This window comes from Flavobacterium praedii, assembly GCF_026810365.1.
Lineage (GTDB): Bacteria > Bacteroidota > Bacteroidia > Flavobacteriales > Flavobacteriaceae > Flavobacterium > Flavobacterium praedii.
The window spans coordinates 2,500,715-2,518,218 of record NZ_CP113948.1 but is presented as its reverse complement, the minus strand read 5'-3'; the positions used below and the strand labels follow the sequence as shown (position 1 = coordinate 2,518,218).

The window sequence follows — 17,504 nt, the reverse complement described above, 5'->3', positions numbered from 1 at the left end:
ATTAGAACTATAAATAACATTAGAAAATATACCTTATAAACTTATAAACTTTTTAAAATGGACTACGGAAAAGAATTCAAAAAATTTGCGATTAAGGGTCAAGGGGTAAATGCAATGTACTATGATAAAATAGTAGCAGCCATGAATCCTAAAAATATGACTCCTTATATTATAGAAGAGCGTCAATTGAATATTTCGCAATTGGATGTTTTTTCGAGATTAATGATGGATAGGATTATTTTTCTGGGAACAGGAATTGATGATCAAATTGCAAACATCGTTCAAGCTCAATTATTATTCTTAGAAAGTGCAGATGCTTCCAAAGACATTCAGATTTATTTGAATTCACCTGGAGGAAGTGTTTATGCAGGTTTAGGAATTTATGATACGATGCAATACATCAAACCAGATGTAGCTACAATATGTACTGGAATGGCCGCTTCTATGGGAGCTGTTCTTTTGTGTGCAGGTGCGGCTGGAAAACGTTCGGCATTGCCTCATTCTCGTGTTATGATTCACCAACCATCTGGAGGAGCACAAGGTGTTGCTACTGATATGGAAATCAACTTACGCGAAATGTTGAAATTAAAAGATGAATTATACCAAATTATTTCACACCACTCTGGTCAAACTTTTGATAAAGTACACCAAGACAGTGAACGTGATTATTGGATGATTGCCGATGAAGCCAAAGAATACGGAATGATTGATGAAGTGTTGAGAAGAAGTTAAATTAGATAACAGATAACAGAATTTAGATAGCAGTTTATTGCAATCTGAAATCTGTTGTCTGAAATCTGCAATCTAAAAAGATGGCAAAACAAGTATTACAATGTTCTTTCTGCGGAAGAAAGAAACCAGAAACCAATTTATTGATTGCGGGCATCGATGCTCACATTTGTGATAAATGTATCGAACAAGCACACGGAATTGTTTTGGAAGAATTAAAAACGAATAGAGGTTCTAAGCTCATAGGTGATTTGATTTTAAAGAAACCAAAAGAAATTAGAGCGTTCCTTGATCAATATGTAATTGGACAAGAACAAACCAAAAAAGTAATGTCGGTAGCGGTATACAATCACTACAAACGTTTGATGCAACAGCAATTAGACGATGAAGTTGAGATTGAAAAAAGTAATATCATCATGGTAGGGCAAACTGGTACAGGAAAAACTTTGGTAGCCAAAACGATTGCCAAAATGTTGGATGTGCCACTTGCTATTGTTGATGCAACAGTGCTAACCGAAGCAGGTTACGTGGGAGAAGATGTCGAAAGTATTTTGACGCGTCTTTTGCAGGCTGCCGATTATGATGTTGCCAAAGCCGAAAGAGGAATTGTTTTCATTGACGAAATTGATAAAATTGCCCGTAAAAGCGATAATCCTTCCATCACTCGTGATGTTTCGGGAGAAGGTGTGCAACAGGCTTTATTGAAATTATTGGAAGGAACTGTTGTTAATGTACCACCAAAAGGGGGTCGTAAACATCCAGATCAAAAATTTGTTGAGGTAAACACACAAAATATTTTGTTTATTGCCGGTGGTGCTTTTGATGGAGTAGAGCGTATTATTTCAAAACGTTTGAACCGTCAGGCAGTTGGGTATTCTACATCCAAAAATGTGGATAATATTGATAAAGACAATTTGTTGCAATACATTATCCCAAAAGACATTAAAGACTTTGGATTGATTCCTGAAATTATTGGGCGTTTGCCAGTTTTGACACACATGGATCCTCTGGATAGAGAAACGTTACGTGCGATTTTGACACAACCTAAAAATGCTTTAATCAAGCAATATCAAAAATTGTTTTTGATGGATGACGTGGAATTTACCATTACAGATGAAGCTTTAGATTTTGTTGTTGAAAAAGCTTTAGAATATAAATTGGGTGCTCGTGGATTGCGTTCGTTATGCGAAGCTATTCTGACAGATGCGATGTATGAATTACCAAGTTCGGACGATAAAAAGTTAGAAATTGATGTGGAATACGCCAAAGAAACACTAAATAAAAATTTATTGAAACGATTGGAGATAGCTTCTTAAGTTTTGATAATCAAAAGTATTTTTAAAACCTGCTCAGTCAATTGAGCAGGTTTTTTTATTTTAAAGGCATAAAATTAAAAGGATATTCTAATTGCTGTGAATTTACTTTTTATTGATCTTTTTTGAGTATTTTCAGTACATCTTGTTCCATCAAAAATAGGACCAATAGTATAATAAGATAGGGCAAGAAAGAAAGGAAGCTAATGATTATAATGCCAATTTTATAAACTTAGGATTTACATTTTTTTCAATTGCTCGAGGTAATCTCTTTTATTAGATAATCTTGGGATTTTGTGTTGTCCACCCAATTTGTCACTTTCTTTAAGCCAATCATAAAATAATCGTTCTCGAGCTACATTAATCACAAGCGGGTTTAGAGTCATATTATTATAACGCTTGGCTTCGTAATCAGAATTTAGGGACTGTAAAGTATCGTCCAGTGCTTTTTGAAATGCAGCGATGTCTTTAGGTTCTTTCTTAAATTCAATCATCCATTCATGACCTCCTTTTTCTTTACCCTTCATGAATATTGGAGCGACAGTATAATCTACTACTTCGGTTTGGGTAATATGACAAGCTTTGGCAATAGCCTGATCTGTATTTTCGACCATTAATTCTTCTCCAAATACATTAATATGATGTTTGGTGCGCCCCGTAACTCGAATACGATAAGGATTTAAAGAGGTGAATCGTACGGTATCACCAATTAAATAACGCCACAAACCCCCATTGGTAGTAATCACCATGGCATAATTCTTGAATAATTGCACATCCGCTAATCGGATGGCTTTTTGGTCGGGTGTGCCAAAAGTATCCATCGGAATGAATTCATAAAAAATCCCGTAGTCTAGCATTAACAGTAAATCACTAGAATTATTTAAATCCTGAATGGCAAAAAAGCCTTCTGAAGCATTGTAAATTTCGTAATATTTGAATTGGTTTTGAGGCAATATTTTTTGATATTGTTCTCGATAGGGATCAAAACTTACACCTCCGTGAAAATATACTTCCAAGTTAGGCCAAACTTCCATAAGGTTTGTTTTTCCTGTTTCTTCCAGCACTTTATTCATTAAAACTAGCATCCAAGAAGGAACTCCAGCAAAACTGGTTACATTTTCATTTATGGTTTCATTTATAATGGCACTCATTTTGGTTTCCCATTCGCTCATTAATGAAATTTTACTACTTGGGGTACTACTGAATTCTGCCCAAATTGGCATATTTTCGATTAGGATTGCCGATAGATCTCCAAAAAAAGTATTATTGTTTTCGTAAATTTGCGAGCTGCCTCCCAATCGTAAACTCTTTCCCAAAAACATTTCAGAATCCTCGTTGTTATTCAAATACATGCACAACAAATCTTTACTTCCTTTATAATGACAATCTTCTAAGGCCTCATTACTCACGGGGATAAATTTACTCTTGGCATTAGTGGTTCCGCTGGATTTTGCAAACCATTTTATGGGTTCTTCCCAAAGTACATTTTGCTCCCCTTTTCGAGTTCGTTCGATATAAGGTTCTAGATCTTCATAGGTTGATATGGGTACTCTATCTGTAAAAGTCTGATAGGATTTTATGGATTCGTAATCGTATTGTTTGCCAAATACGGTACCTTCTGAAGAACGTATCAAATTCATCAATAATTCTTCTTGAACTTCATTGGGATATTTTAGAAAAAGCTCAATTTGATGAATTCTTTGCTTTAAAAACCAGGAAGCGATAGAGTTGATGATGGATAAAGGCATGAGGATTTGTGATTTTAGAATGCTGATTTTTGATTTTAGATTTGAATATCGTTTGACAAACTGTAACTTTGCCAACGTATCAAAAATAGTGTTTTTTTGTAAAAAACAATTTATTTACATTAAAGATTCTATTTCAATAATAGATATTATATAATCTAAAATTTATGAAGTGTACTGAAATTAATATTCTGAAATCACTACGCTACAATCTAAATCTCCAATGACATACAAAGGTGTACTCTCTAAAATGCAGACTGAATTCGGTGATCCTATTCAATATTACTTGGTTTTCGAAAACAGTTTTTTGAACATGAATCAATTATTAAACAAAGAGTTGGAAATCAATTTTGAAGGATATCAATGTTTGAATTGTGGTAAAAAGAAAAAAATATTTCGCCAAGGATTCTGCTATGATTGTTTTTATTCGAGTCCTGCTGTGGGAGATTGGATTATGAAGCCCGAGTTAAGTACTGCTCATTTAGGTATTGCAGACCGTGATTTGGATTATGAAGAAAAAGTCCAACTGCAACCCCATATCGTTTATTTGGCTTTGTCTAGTGAGGTCAAAGTTGGAGTGACTCGAAAAACTCAAGTGCCAACAAGATGGATCGATCAAGGTGCGTCTCAAGCCATTTCAATTGTCGAAGTTCCCAATCGATATTTGGCAGGGATTACCGAGGTAGCCCTCAAAAACCATTATGCCGATAAAACCAATTGGCGCAAAATGCTACAAAACGATGTTGTACATGTCGATCTAATTGCCGAGCGTTTAAAACTTGAAAATTTAATTCCACCCGAAGTACAAGAGTATTTTTATTTAGATAAAAACGATTTGTACGAGATGCATTTTCCAGTATTGAGTTACCCAAAAAAAGTAAACAGTTTGAGCCTGGACAAAATGCATAGTTTCACAGGAAAACTTACAGGAATCAAAGGTCAATACCTTATTTTTGAGGATGGAACGGTTTTTAATATTCGAAGTTTTGAAGGCTATGTGGTGCGATTAAAAGTGTAAAACTAGAATTTTAAATACTATTTGGGCGTGCCCCCGTTGAGCAAAGGGGCTTATTTATAGTACCGCTCAGGCAGCCCCTTTGCTCAACGGGGTCGGGCTATTGCCGTTACTTCGGTAACTTGGCGCTATCCCTCACGCTCACGCTAATCAAGAAATTTTGATTGCAATGAGAAATTGAGACCTCTTTTTAAAACAAAAAATCCTAACTCATTTTAAAAATGAGTTAGGATTAAATCTTAGTATATTAGCTTCTCAGCTTCTAATTTTTCTTCTTAAACAAACCATTCAATAAATCGCCCGCTTTCTTTTTGATGTCTTCTTTTTGAGCGTTAGTTTTAGTGGTGTCAGCATCTGTTTTTTTACCGCTGTTCAGTAATTTATCCAACTCTGAAGCTCCTTTTTTAACCAATTTATCCGATTGTTGTTTGGCCAATTGCATGGTCAAGTTGGTCATTACTGTTTTCATGTCGGTAGAAATTTTCGGACTGCTGAATGTTCCGGTCATCAATGCCGTTACAGGGATATTATCAAATTTGGCTGCATCTGCTGGTGACATTTTTGATATATACGCATTTGCTTCCTTACCCAGATATTTTGCGGGTACATTAAATTTGATGTTATAATCCATACTTTGGTCAAAACCGTGGGTACCGCCTACAACGGCTTTAATATCCTGGTATTTTACATCAAATGGTTTTACAGTTACTCTACCGTCTTTAAACGTTAGTGCCGCTTTGATGTCATTGAGGTTTACTTTACTTAAATCAATAAATTTTAAATTAGAACTCAATGCTTTTAACATTGTTGAGTTTTCTGCATTAATAGTAGTCGATAGTAATTGCCCAACCAAATCGCCTGTCAGTGTTTTTAAATCGGGAGTCATTTCAGTAGCATCCAGATTTCCATTCAATTTGATAGTTGTGTTTACTTTTCCATTTACAATTCCCGCTATTGGCGCTATTTTTTTCAACATATCCAATTGGGTGAAACTCTGTTGAATATCAACTTGGTTCAAATTAAGATTCATGTCAAAAACGGGTATTTTTCCTTTTGTGGAAACAGCACCGCTAGCACCAATTGTTCCTCCAAAAATCGATGTTTTTACATTTTCTAAAGTAACTTTTTCGTCTTTGATAATCATTTTCCCAGAAACCGCTTTCAAAGTTAAGTTATCATACAAAACCGTATTGGCTTTTGCGGTAAGCGTACAATTAAGGAAAGCTGGAATTTTCAAAGGTTCGGCTTTCTTGGTTTTTTGTGTTTCTTCAGTTGCAGCAACTGGGGTAGTGGCGGTTGTCATGAAATCACTAACAGCCAATTGGTTGGAAGTCAAGTTAAAATTTCCTTTTAATTCTTGCTTTCTAAACATAAAACCATAAAAATTATCCAAAACTCCCGTTACGCTAAGGTCACTTTTTCCTGTTTTGGCATTAAATTGTTTCAAATGTACCTGACTTGGATTAAATTGTACCAAAGCCGAACTAATGGTCATGTTTTTGCCATTAGCGTCAGCATAATTAAATCCTGTTAAACCTATCGTTCCTGCATTATTGATGTTTTGGTATTGACTTTTCTCTACCGAAGCCATATCGAATTTGGTTGTTACATCAGCTTTCAAAATTCCGGTAAGCGGTTTGTCCATTTTTATAGGATAGGCTTTGGAAAGATTGGCCAAGTTGATGGTTCCTTTCAAAGCGGCATCTACCAAAGCATTTGTGCTTATGTTTTTTATGTTGGCTTTCGCATCAAAAACGTCTTGGTCTATTCTAAAAGAAAGTTTATCTAAATTTACATAAGTATCATTCATTAAACCTGTTTCATTTACAATTTTGGTATCTATTACAATACTTTGAACCGATTTTGGTAAGTTCGGATATTGAAAGGAACCATTGTTGGAAGCAATTGCAATGTTGAATTTTGGAATTGTAGTATCCGTCAGCATTCCTTTGGCAAAACCAGTAACGGTAAAATCTCCTGTGGTTTTTACGCCTTCTAAACTCGAAGCATAAGCTGCTGGAATCAGACCCAAAAAGTTCTTGAAGGAAGAAGTTGGAGTTTTGAATTTCAAATCATAAACCTGCCCAGCATCAACCATTTGTATAAAACCGTCAAATTCTAAAGGCAATTGGTTGATCAATGCTTTATTCTTTTTGAAAGTGTATTTGCTCTTTTCTAAATCAATTCCTAAAACAGCATCAAGTGACAAGGCAACATTTTTCATGTAATTGATTTTGCCCATATTAAGAGATAGTTTAGCAGTCGATTTGGTGTCTAAATCCAATTTTGTGTTATTAAAATCACCAGCTCCTTCGTGGTTCAAACTGTCAATAACCATTCTTACTTGTGAGGACTCATCAAAGTATTGAAACTTGAAATTTTCAATTTGGTATTTTTTAATTTTCAAAAGCATTGGGTCGCTTTTTCCATCCTCTTTGGGTTTGTTGTCTTTTAAAGCAATATCAAAATTCCCAATACCGTCTTTGTTGAAAATAATATTGATGAACCCATTCTTGGATGTAATTCCTTCAATCTGCATGGCTTCTTCTTTGCCTTTAAACAATTCCTTGATCGACATTTTTAAATTCAATTCACCTAAAGAAACCAAAGTATCTCCTTCAAAAGGAGCTTTGTTGATAATTAATAATTTATCTAAGGTTACTGTTGCTTTAGGGAAATTTTTGAACAAGCTCAAATCAGCATCTGCAAAAGAAACTTTGGCATCTACTTTTTCATTAATAGCTTCGGTGATTTTAGCTTTTATTTGATCTTTGAAGAAATACGGAATAGCAAATAAGGAAGCGATAAGTAGAATCAGTATAATTCCAACTATTTTTAAAATTTTCTTTGGCATTTTGGTTAAATAATTTGGGGTTATTTTTATAAAAGAAGGTTTGTTTATTTGTTGTTTGGTAAAAACATCATGCGAAGGTACTATTTGTTTTTATAATGAAATATGGTATTACAATTCTTTAATTTTAATTTATGATTTTCAAATCACAACCTTTTCATAAAAGCGAAACCCTTTCAGATTTTAAAACTGAAAGGGTTTCTAATTGTTTAAGAATAAAAATTATTGAATGTTTATTTCAAAAGGCATTCTGGCTTGAATTCCTTTTTGAAGTTGTACTTTTTTAATTTGTTGTAATACAAAATAATTTTCTTCTCCCAATTCTTCTTTGATTAAAGCTTCTTTAGATTTGGCAAAAGGAAGTTTAGCCAATATGTCACTAAAATCTTTTTCATACTCAGGAAAGTTTTGTGTAGAATAATCTTTGATTTTGGCCAAAGAAGCAGCTTCTTTTAAAGCATCATTTAGATTTCCGATTTTGTCAACCAATCCTATTTTCAAAGCTTCTGATCCTGTCCAAACACGACCTTGTGCAATAGAATCTACTTGTGCAAATGTCATTTTTCTTCCTTCGGCAACGTGAGTTACAAATGTTTTATATACACGTTCTACACCTTCAAGAGTCACGCCTTTGAATTTTTCGTTCAATGGAACAAACGGACTGTAATTGGAGTTTTCATTGGTGGTAACTTGTTCTGTATGAATTCCGATTTTAGTGGATAATTGGCTAAAGTTAGGCAATACTCCGAAAACCCCAATTGAACCTGTAATCGTATTTTTTTCCGCAAAAATTTTATTGGCATTACAAGCAATATAATAACCTCCTGAAGCTGCATAATTTCCCATAGATACAACTACAGGTTTTACTTTTTTGGTTAATTCGATTTCTCTCCAAATCAAATCCGACGTCAAAGCACTTCCTCCTGGACTGTCAACACGAAGTACGATAGCTTTAATGTCTTTGTTCTTTCTAGCTTCTTGCAAGGAACGACGCATAGAACCTTCACCAATTACGTTGACATCTCCTTCGCCGCTTTGAATTTCACCTTGCGCATAAATTACAGCAATTTGATTGTCTGATTCTGAAAGTATAGAAGTTGTTGCTGTTTTTTGTGCATAATCAGTTATTGATACTTTATTGTAGTCTTCATTCTTTTTTACTTTCAAGGCTTTCTTGATGGCGTCATGGTAAACATCTTCATAGGCGACAATATCAATAAGTTTGTTGGCTTTGGCCATTTCTGGAGTACGAGCCAATAAACCAGTTGCTATTTCGTTTAATCTAGCTGTTGAAATATGACGACTTTCTGAAATGTCGGTTATAACCGAATTCCAAACTGAATTTAATAGAGCGGTTGTTTGTTCTCTATTGGCATCACTCATTTTGTTTTCTAGGAATGGTTCAACGGCACTTTTGTATTTTCCGTGACGGATAACTTCCATTTTTATTCCTGATTTTTCCTGTAAATCTTTAAAGAACATAATTTCAGTTGATAATCCTTTGAAATCAAGGTCTCCTGCTGGATTTAAATAAATGGTATTGGCAACAGAGTTCAGGTAATAATCTCTTTGTGAATAATTATTGGCATAAGCCATAATAAATTTTCCTGATTTTTTAAAATCAATCAGAGCTTCTCTCAACTCTTTACTTTGGGCTAATCCTAGAGAAGAATCTTCGTTTAAAATCGATATTCCTTTAATATCATTATCTGTTTTTGCAACAGCGATAGCATTGATGATGTCTGTAAGTCCAACACTTTTTTTCTCCGAAAAGACATCCATCCAAGGGTCTTTGTATTTACCGGCGTAATCATTGGAGATATTTTCTAGATTCAATTCGATTACTGAATTGTTTTTGACTTCAACCCCTTCGGATTCTCCACCAAAAATGGCTCCTATGAGTATAATCCCAAAGAAGAAAAGCATAAAAAAAACAAAAATTCCAATAATGGTAGCCATTACATTTCCTAAAAATCTCATATAAATTTATTTTTCTAATAAGTAGTAAATTGTATTGATTTGTTACATTCTATGATGAAAATAAATTGTAACACTAGAGGCAAATATACTGCTTATCTAAAATTCTTTTACTTAATTTGTGGTAATTATGGAATTACAACATCAGGTCATTTTATCTCTTGGAAGCAATCAAGGCAATCGTTTGAAAAACATAGAATTATGTCTCGAATTGATTCATTTGGAAATAGGTACTATTATAAAAGTTTCTAAATTGTATGAATCTCCATCTTGGGGTTTTGAAAGCGAAGCTTTTTTTAATTGTGCTTTGCTTTTGCATACTTCCAAATCACCAATTCAAATTTTGAAGCAAATTTTAGAAGTTGAAAAAAAACTGGGCCGTATTCGCAATGAAAAACCAGGTTATCAATCTCGAATTATTGATGTTGATTTGATTGCTTTTGATGAAGAAATAATCGATATTGAGCATCTTCAAATTCCGCATCCATTAATGCAAAATAGAAAATTTGTTTTGTTGCCTTTTCAGGATTTAAATATGGGTTGGCAACATCCTATTTTGAAAAAATCCATTTCAGAGTTGATTCAAATTACTCCCGATGATAGTGTTTGCGAAGTAGTACATGAATTAGAAAACCCGTTGAGCTCTATTCGACTAAATCACTACAACTATATTGCTATTGAAGGGAATATTGGTGCTGGAAAATCGACTTTGGCTGTAAAAATGGCTCAAGATTTTAATGCGAAGACCGTATTGGAACGTTTTGCCGATAATCCATTTTTGCCTAAATTTTATGAAGATCAAAGCCGTTATGCTTTTTCATTAGAAATGTCTTTTCTGGCCGATAGGTATCAACAGTTGTCGGATGATTTGTCACAATTTGATTTATTCAAAGATTTTATTATTGCCGATTATCATATCTTTAAATCATTATTGTTTTCTAAGATTACATTGGAAGAAGATGAGTTTCGTTTGTATCGTACTCTTTTTGATATTATTTATAAAGAAATGCCAAAACCCGATTTGTATATTTATCTCTATCAAAACACTACTCGATTGTTACAAAATATAAAGAGTCGTGGAAGAATCTATGAACAAGATATTACGGCAGAATATTTGGATAAAATAAACAAAGGATATTTAGAATACATTAAAACCCAAACTGATTTGAATGTTTTGGTAATTGATGTTTCCGATCGTGATTTTGTAAACAATCAAGAGGATTATCTTTTTATTTTGAATAAAATTCAAGAAAAGAGTAATCTATAATTTATCGCTTTAAAGAAAAATGGCCTTTGACTTCGGGACTATCTTTATCTAATTTTATAACATACCAATAATCAGTTGCTGGTAAAGGATTTTTATTAAAAGTTCCATCCCAACTACGAAAGTAGGAATCTAAATGTGTTATTAGTTTTCCGTAACGGTCAAAAAGAAGAACTTCGGCTAACGGATAGTTTGCTAATCCTTTTATCTCCCAAACATCATTAAAACCGTCGTTATTTGGTGTGAAGTATTTTGGAACAATGATAACTATAAAAGTTTTTTTGTCATCACTACATTTATTGATATCTCTAACATATGCAGTTTGTAATCCACTGGGAGCATTAGTGAATACATTTGAGTTTTGATAATTAACACCGTCAATCGAGAACTCAAAATAATCTTCATTTTGTACTAATTCTATGCTAACGGTTGTTTCGTCAACGATTATGTTTTTTATTTTAGGTTTTAGGTCTTCTTTTACTGTAATCGTTTTTCTACTAGTACATTTTTCTGGAGCTGGGCTGGTTATGTCAACGGTATAAACACCTGTATTTGTTGCTGTTATTTTTTGACTAGTTTCGCCAGTTGACCAAAGATAGGTCATATTGGGTATTGACGCATCTAATGACACATTGCTGGCATTACATTTTTTTACAGTTTCATCATTGACTACGGGTAATGGGTAAACAATAAGATCAACTGGGATTTTTAATCCGTTTGTGCAGCCGTTGTTTGTAGCTTCGGCATAATAAGTGGTGTTTTTGGTAATCTGAGGTGTGAAGTATGTTGATCCAGTACTTAGTATTGTTCCTCCAATTTGCGAGTACCAATTTACAGTTCCAATCGTCGATGTAGCCTTTAAATTAAATACTCCAGGGCCACAATTGGGTACAGGTGAGTTTGTTGTTAAGATTACGGGTGTATTAATTATTTTAGCTTCGACAGCTGTTCTAATACTTGAGCAACTGGTTGTTGAGGTTTCTACATAATAACTTGTTGTAGTGTTTATACTTGGAGTAATAAAACTTGTTCCATTTCCTAGGTAAGTACCTCCAATTGAGGCATCATACCAATTAATTATTCCTGCAGAAGCGGTAGCCTGTAATGTAATAGTTCCAGAATCACATCTGTGATTAGGTGTGGTGCTTGTAATAGATGCGATTGTTAATGTAGTACTGGCCGAAAGTTGTAGAATTGGATCTCCTGCTGTTCCTCCATATTCTACAATATAACCTTTGGGTTGGTAATCGCCATTAGTGTCGCCTATATTGGATAAGTCATTCCAAGAGCCAGTTATGCCTACTCCTGGCGCTGTAATATGGGCGTAATCTTCATCTCCTAATTGATTCGGTTCGTTGGAATTCCAAAAGGCAAAATTTGGACTAGAACCACTAGAGGTTCCGTTCCAAAAGATTGTTCCAGCTTCAGGGCCTGTTACCCATTTCCAAACGCCTTCTGTTTCGGCATCGCTGCCGCCGATCCAACCAGCTCCTGGGGCTTGTTTTCCTGCTAATTGTGATTCATCTGCAGCTGTAAGCGTAGCTAAATATCCTTTAAGTCCATAGTATGTTTTTGTATCTGCCGCGGTTTTTGCGCTGGTCCAAGTGATTCCTAAACCAGGAACATATTCATAATAATGACCATTTCGAGGTAAATAATTGGCCTGACCTATACTGATAGAAAAATTTCTGGTTCCTGTAGGGGAAGGGGAAGAATTGCTAAACTGAACATCTTTGATGGCACTTATAAAATCAACATATGTCACAGGTATTCCCGTGGGGCTTTTTAGCGTTAATTTTCCTTCGCTTGAATTCCAACCGCTTGTCACTTTAGGATGCGACGAGGCATTATTGAAAATTAATTGGTCTTGGCCATTGATGTAGCCAGATGAAATTTGTATATAAATTGCATCAGTAGTAGTGTCATCTGGATCGACAATATTGATAGTGGTTGCAATGTTTACACTTGTTAAAGGGCAATAGGTCTGATTGTCAGTCGCAGTAACTATTGGAGCTACGTTTGCAAGAAAATCAGCTTTGCGTTTTGGTTTTAGGATCGAAGTTGTAAATCCCTTTTTGGGAGGGTTTTTATAGGTGTTTTCAGCAGTACAAATAGTATAAGTTGTAAGTACTAAAAGTGTTAGTATGTAGAAATGCGTATAAATTTTCATTTTATAAAAATAAGCATTTAATACAAATTGTAAGGAATTGTTTTGAAGTTTATTATAAAAAAAAAGGAATTTTTGTAAATTAATTTTATTTATTAAATTGTTTGAATAGATCCCAAACTACAATCCCAGCACTAACAGAAATGTTCAAAGAATGTTTAGTGCCTAATTGTGGGATTTCTATACATCCGTCGCATATTGCTACAGCTTCCTGTGCTACTCCATAAACTTCATTTCCGAAGATTAAAGCGTATTTTTGGTCTTTATCGACTTTAAAATCTTGTAGAAAAAAGGCACTTTCTACTTGTTCAATAGCTAATGTAATGATATTTTCTTTTTTTAAATTGGTGATAACATCTAGTACATTCTCTTGGTGTTCCCAAGAAACGGTTTCTGTAGCGCCAAGTGCGGTTTTGTGTATTTCTTTGTTCGGAGGTGTTGCAGTGATTCCACAGAGTATTATTTTTTCGATCAAAAAGGCATCAGCTGTTCTAAATACAGAGCCAATATTGTGTAAACTGCGAATGTCATCTAGAACCAATATCAGTGGAGTTTTTTTGGATTTCTTAAAATCTTCAATAGATTTTCTTTCTAGTTCGCTATTTTCGAGTTTTCTCATTTGTTCAATAGTGTTTTATAAAAAAGGCTTCCCAAAATCAGGAAGCCTTTACTTTTATCTTTAAAAAGGAATATTAGCTTTTTGTAACTGGCGCTGCATCTGGTAAAATTGTACCTTTTATAGTAAGTACTTTTGATGGTTGACCTGCAGCATTTGATGTTACAGTAACTGTTTTTGTAAAAGGACCAACTCTATCTGTGGCATATTTTACTCCAATAACTCCTTTTGCTCCTGGAGCAATAGGTTCTTTTGGTGTAGTTGGTACAGTACAACCACAAGATCCTTGAGTATTTGTAATAATTAATGGTTTATTACCATTATTTGTAAATGTAAATTGACGATTTCCGTCTGAATTATGAGCGACAGTTCCATAATCGATTGTCTCATTTTCAAAAACCATTCCAGCTCCGTCTACTTTTGGTAAAGCAGCAACTGCAGTCGTTTTTGATTTTTTGCTCTTTTTAGAGGTGTCTTGAGCATTAGAAGTGGTTACTCCTAAAACAGTTAGCATAGCTAATAGAAATATTTTTTTCATAGTGTTTTTTGAATTATGTGACAAATTTATACAAATAAACAAAATTGCAATGTAAATTTTTCTTAAAACTAATTTAAATTTTTTTCTCCTTAGTTTTTTGTATATAAAATTATAAATTCGCTGAGTTTTTTATTCATTCAAATACAACAATTTTGGCAGCAAAAGATAAGATAGTTAAAGAGACTCCATTAATGAAACAGTACAATGAAATCAAAAGGAAATATCCTGATGCTTGTTTGTTGTTTCGTGTGGGAGATTTTTATGAAACTTTTGGGGAAGACGCTGTTCGTGCTTCAAAAATCCTAGGAATAACATTGACAAAAAGAGGTGCGGGTTCTGAAACGGAAACGGCACTGGCGGGTTTTCCGCATCATTCCATTAATACCTACTTGCCAAAATTAGTCAAAGCGGGCCTTCGTGTTGCAATTTGTGATCAATTGGAAGATCCAAAAATGACTAAAACTATTGTAAAGCGTGGTGTTACAGAATTAGTAACTCCTGGAGTATCTATGAATGATGAGGTTTTACAGTCCAAAACCAATAATTTCTTGGCAGCTATTTATTTTACCAATAAAACAATTGGTGTTTCATTTTTGGATGTTTCTACGGGTGAGTTTTTAACAGCTCAGGGCAATGCTGAATACATCGATAAACTGCTTCAAAATTTTAATCCATCTGAAGTTTTAGTTCCAAAAAATAATAAAAGTGATTTTCGCGAAATTTTCGGTGAAGATTTTCATAATTTCTATCTTGAAGATTGGATCTTCAAAGAAGATTATGCTTTTGAAATATTAACGAAACATTTTCAAACGGTTTCTTTAAAAGGTTTTGGAATCGAGGAATTAAATGAAGGAATTATTGCCTCTGGAGCTATTCTTTATTATTTATCAGAAACACAACATAATAAGGTGCAACATATTACGGCTATTCAGAGAATTGCCGAAGATGCTTATGTTTGGATGGATCGTTTTACGATTCGAAACCTTGAATTGTATCACAGTTATAATCCAAATGCAGTTACACTTTTAGATGTGATTGATAAAACACTTTCGCCAATGGGGGGACGATTGTTAAAACGTTGGTTAGCTTTGCCTTTAAAGGATAGTAATAAAATAAAAAGCCGTCATCAGGTAGTTTCCTATTTGAATGAAAATCAAGATATTTTGAAAAAAATTCAAAACCAAATCAAGCAGATTTCAGATTTGGAGCGTTTGATTTCTAAAATTGCTACAGGTAAGGTTTCGCCTCGCGAGGTGGTTTACCTTAAAGAATCTTTGGATGCTATTATTCCTGTGAAAACTTTAGCTTTAGCAAGTCCTCAAGAAGCTGTAAAAGTAATTGGAGATAGTTTGCACAGTTGTGATTTATTGCGTGAAAAGATAAAAATCACCTTGAATCAAGATGCGCCTGTTGCAGTTGCAAAAGGGAATGCTATTGCAAAAGGAATTAATGCTGAATTGGATGATTTGCGCGCCATTTCTACTTCTGGAAAGCAGTTTTTGGAGGGAATCGAAAAAAGAGAGTCCGAACGTACGGGGATTTCTTCTCTAAAAATATCATTTAACAATGTTTTTGGATACTATATCGAAGTTCGAAATACACACAAAGATAAAGTGCCGCCAGAATGGATAAGAAAACAAACGTTGGTCAGCGCTGAACGATATATTACCGAAGAATTAAAAGAATATGAAACTAAAATTCTTGGAGCAGAAGAAAAAATTCATAAAATAGAATCCGATTTGTTTGAGCAATTGGTGAGTTGGATTGCTACATATATTAAACCTGTTCAAATGAATGCCAATTTGGTGGCGCAATTGGATTGTTTGTGTTCGTTTACTCAATTGGCTATCGAAAATAAATACGTATGTCCAGATATTGACGATACTTTTGAACTTGAAATTAAAAATGGTAGGCATCCTGTTATCGAAAAACAATTACCAGTTGGAATTCCGTATATTGCTAATGATGTTTTCTTAGATAGGGAAGTGCAACAGTTGATCATGATTACAGGGCCTAATATGTCTGGTAAGTCGGCTATTTTGCGTCAAACTGCATTAATAGTATTGTTGGCTCAAATGGGAAGTTTTGTACCTGCCGAGAGTGTCAGAATGGGAATAGTGGATAAAATATTTACTAGAGTAGGAGCGAGTGATAACATATCGATGGGTGAATCTACTTTTATGGTAGAAATGAATGAAACTGCTTCTATCTTGAATAATATTTCAGACCGAAGTTTGGTGTTGCTAGATGAAATAGGAAGAGGAACTAGTACTTATGATGGGATTTCTATTGCGTGGGCTATTGCAGAGTTTTTGCATGAGCATCCCTCTAGGCCTAAAACTTTGTTTGCGACACATTATCACGAGTTGAATGAAATGAGTGATTCGATGCCTCGAATTCAGAATTATAATGTTTCGGTCAAGGAATTAAAAGATACGGTACTTTTTATACGTAAATTGGTAAAAGGGGGATCTGCACATAGTTTTGGAATTCATGTAGCAAAAATGGCTGGAATGCCTCAGCTTGTTATATCAAGAGCGCAGAAAATGTTGAAAAAGCTAGAAAAAAATCATTCTAGCGATGCTCTTGTAGGGATTAAATCGGATAAAGAAGAGATGCAAATGAGTTTCTTTAATCTTGATGATCCGTTGTTGGAAGAAATCAAAGAAGAGATCGTAAATTTAGATATAAATACCATCACTCCTGTTGAAGCATTGATGAAGCTCAATGAAATAAAAAGGATGTTATCAAGAAGGTGAGTTTTTAGTTTATTGTGATAAAAACGGATTCTGGAAATTTGAAATTTATTTTTTTTATTCTTAAACAAATCGTTGTCAGAAGGTTAATTTTATTCTTCAATTTTTTTAAAAAAAAGGCTTGTGTAATTGAATAAATGTTCTAAATTTGCAACCGCAAACAAGTTCAACGAACTCCTCTGATTGATAAAGTTGGTGAGTTAATAGAAATCAAGTGTTGCTGTTCTTTTTAAGAATTGAAAATGCGAAAATAGCTCAGTTGGTAGAGCGCGACCTTGCCAAGGTCGAGGTCGCGGGTTCGAGCCCCGTTTTTCGCTCAAGTACCAAATAATACTTGGTTTGTTTTTTATTTAATTTTTAAGTATAAAACATAAAGTAATTCGCTCGGATGGTGAAATTGGTAGACACGCTGGACTTAAAATCCAGTGAACAGCAATGTTCGTGCGGGTTCAAGTCCCGCTCTGAGTACAAGAAAGCTTCAAACTATGTTTGGGGCTTTTTTTTATGGTATAGTGGTTGGTTTTTTTTATTGT

11 protein-coding genes and 2 tRNA genes are annotated in these 17,504 nt (G+C 34.2%); 7 read left to right on the top strand and 6 right to left on the bottom strand.

Features of this window, described 5'->3' with window-relative positions:
* The first annotated feature begins 57 nt into the window (after positions 1-57).
* Together clpP and clpX are read left to right on the top strand one after the other, a co-directional pair.
* On the top strand, positions 58-732 hold the full coding sequence (gene clpP / locus OYT91_RS10900; RefSeq protein ID WP_269221756.1) for an ATP-dependent Clp endopeptidase proteolytic subunit ClpP: 675 nt from the start codon (positions 58-60) through the stop codon (positions 730-732).
* A gap of 80 nt (positions 733-812) precedes the next feature.
* Positions 813-2,045: an ATP-dependent Clp protease ATP-binding subunit ClpX gene (gene clpX / locus OYT91_RS10895; protein ID WP_281237980.1), complete on the top strand. Its 1,233-nt coding sequence runs from the start codon at positions 813-815 to the stop codon at positions 2,043-2,045.
* A gap of 236 nt (positions 2,046-2,281) precedes the next feature.
* Here the strand turns inward: clpX and OYT91_RS10890 are convergent, their stop codons facing one another.
* Positions 2,282-3,790, bottom strand: coding sequence for a GH3 auxin-responsive promoter family protein (locus OYT91_RS10890; protein ID WP_281237979.1), 1,509 nt, complete (start codon positions 3,788-3,790; stop codon positions 2,282-2,284).
* 220 nt (positions 3,791-4,010) lie between these two features.
* On the opposite strand from OYT91_RS10890, the gene OYT91_RS10885 reads away from it, so the two are divergent.
* Positions 4,011-4,805, top strand: a complete 795-nt coding sequence (locus OYT91_RS10885; RefSeq protein ID WP_281237978.1) for a DUF2797 domain-containing protein — start codon at positions 4,011-4,013, stop codon at positions 4,803-4,805.
* 259 nt (positions 4,806-5,064) lie between these two features.
* Here OYT91_RS10885 and OYT91_RS10880 read toward each other — a convergent pair whose 3' ends face one another.
* Positions 5,065-7,656, bottom strand: coding sequence for an AsmA-like C-terminal region-containing protein (locus OYT91_RS10880; protein WP_281237977.1), 2,592 nt, complete (start codon positions 7,654-7,656; stop codon positions 5,065-5,067).
* Positions 7,657-7,875: 219 nt separating this feature from the next.
* Positions 7,876-9,633, bottom strand: coding sequence for a signal peptide peptidase SppA (sppA, locus tag OYT91_RS10875; protein WP_281237976.1), 1,758 nt, complete (start codon positions 9,631-9,633; stop codon positions 7,876-7,878).
* A gap of 127 nt (positions 9,634-9,760) precedes the next feature.
* Between sppA and folK the strand changes: the two genes are divergently transcribed.
* Positions 9,761-10,897, top strand: a complete 1,137-nt coding sequence (gene folK / locus OYT91_RS10870) for a 2-amino-4-hydroxy-6-hydroxymethyldihydropteridine diphosphokinase (RefSeq protein ID WP_281237975.1) — start codon at positions 9,761-9,763, stop codon at positions 10,895-10,897.
* Between the two features lies 1 nt (position 10,898).
* On the opposite strand, the gene OYT91_RS10865 is transcribed toward folK, so the two are convergent.
* From OYT91_RS10865 to OYT91_RS10855, 3 genes are all read right to left on the bottom strand, one after another.
* Positions 10,899-13,064 (bottom strand): T9SS type B sorting domain-containing protein, encoded by a 2,166-nt coding sequence (locus OYT91_RS10865; protein ID WP_281237974.1) that lies wholly within the window; start codon positions 13,062-13,064, stop codon positions 10,899-10,901.
* An 85-nt stretch (positions 13,065-13,149) separates the two neighbouring features.
* Entirely contained in the window at positions 13,150-13,680 is a 531-nt protein-coding gene (locus tag OYT91_RS10860) for an RNA methyltransferase (protein ID WP_281237973.1), read from the bottom strand.
* Between the two features lie 73 nt (positions 13,681-13,753).
* Positions 13,754-14,215 (bottom strand): DUF1573 domain-containing protein, encoded by a 462-nt coding sequence (locus tag OYT91_RS10855; protein WP_281237972.1) that lies wholly within the window; start codon positions 14,213-14,215, stop codon positions 13,754-13,756.
* 152 nt (positions 14,216-14,367) lie between these two features.
* Between OYT91_RS10855 and mutS the strand changes: the two genes are divergently transcribed.
* The 3 genes from mutS (at position 14,368) to OYT91_RS10840 (ending at position 17,439) form a co-directional block, all read left to right on the top strand.
* Complete coding sequence (gene mutS, locus OYT91_RS10850) at positions 14,368-16,974, top strand: DNA mismatch repair protein MutS (RefSeq protein WP_281237971.1); 2,607 nt, start codon at positions 14,368-14,370, stop codon at positions 16,972-16,974.
* Between the two features lie 241 nt (positions 16,975-17,215).
* Positions 17,216-17,288 (top strand) — tRNA-Gly (locus tag OYT91_RS10845).
* A 65-nt stretch (positions 17,289-17,353) separates the two neighbouring features.
* Positions 17,354-17,439, top strand: a tRNA-Leu gene (locus OYT91_RS10840).
* Positions 17,440-17,504: the final 65 nt, after the last annotated feature.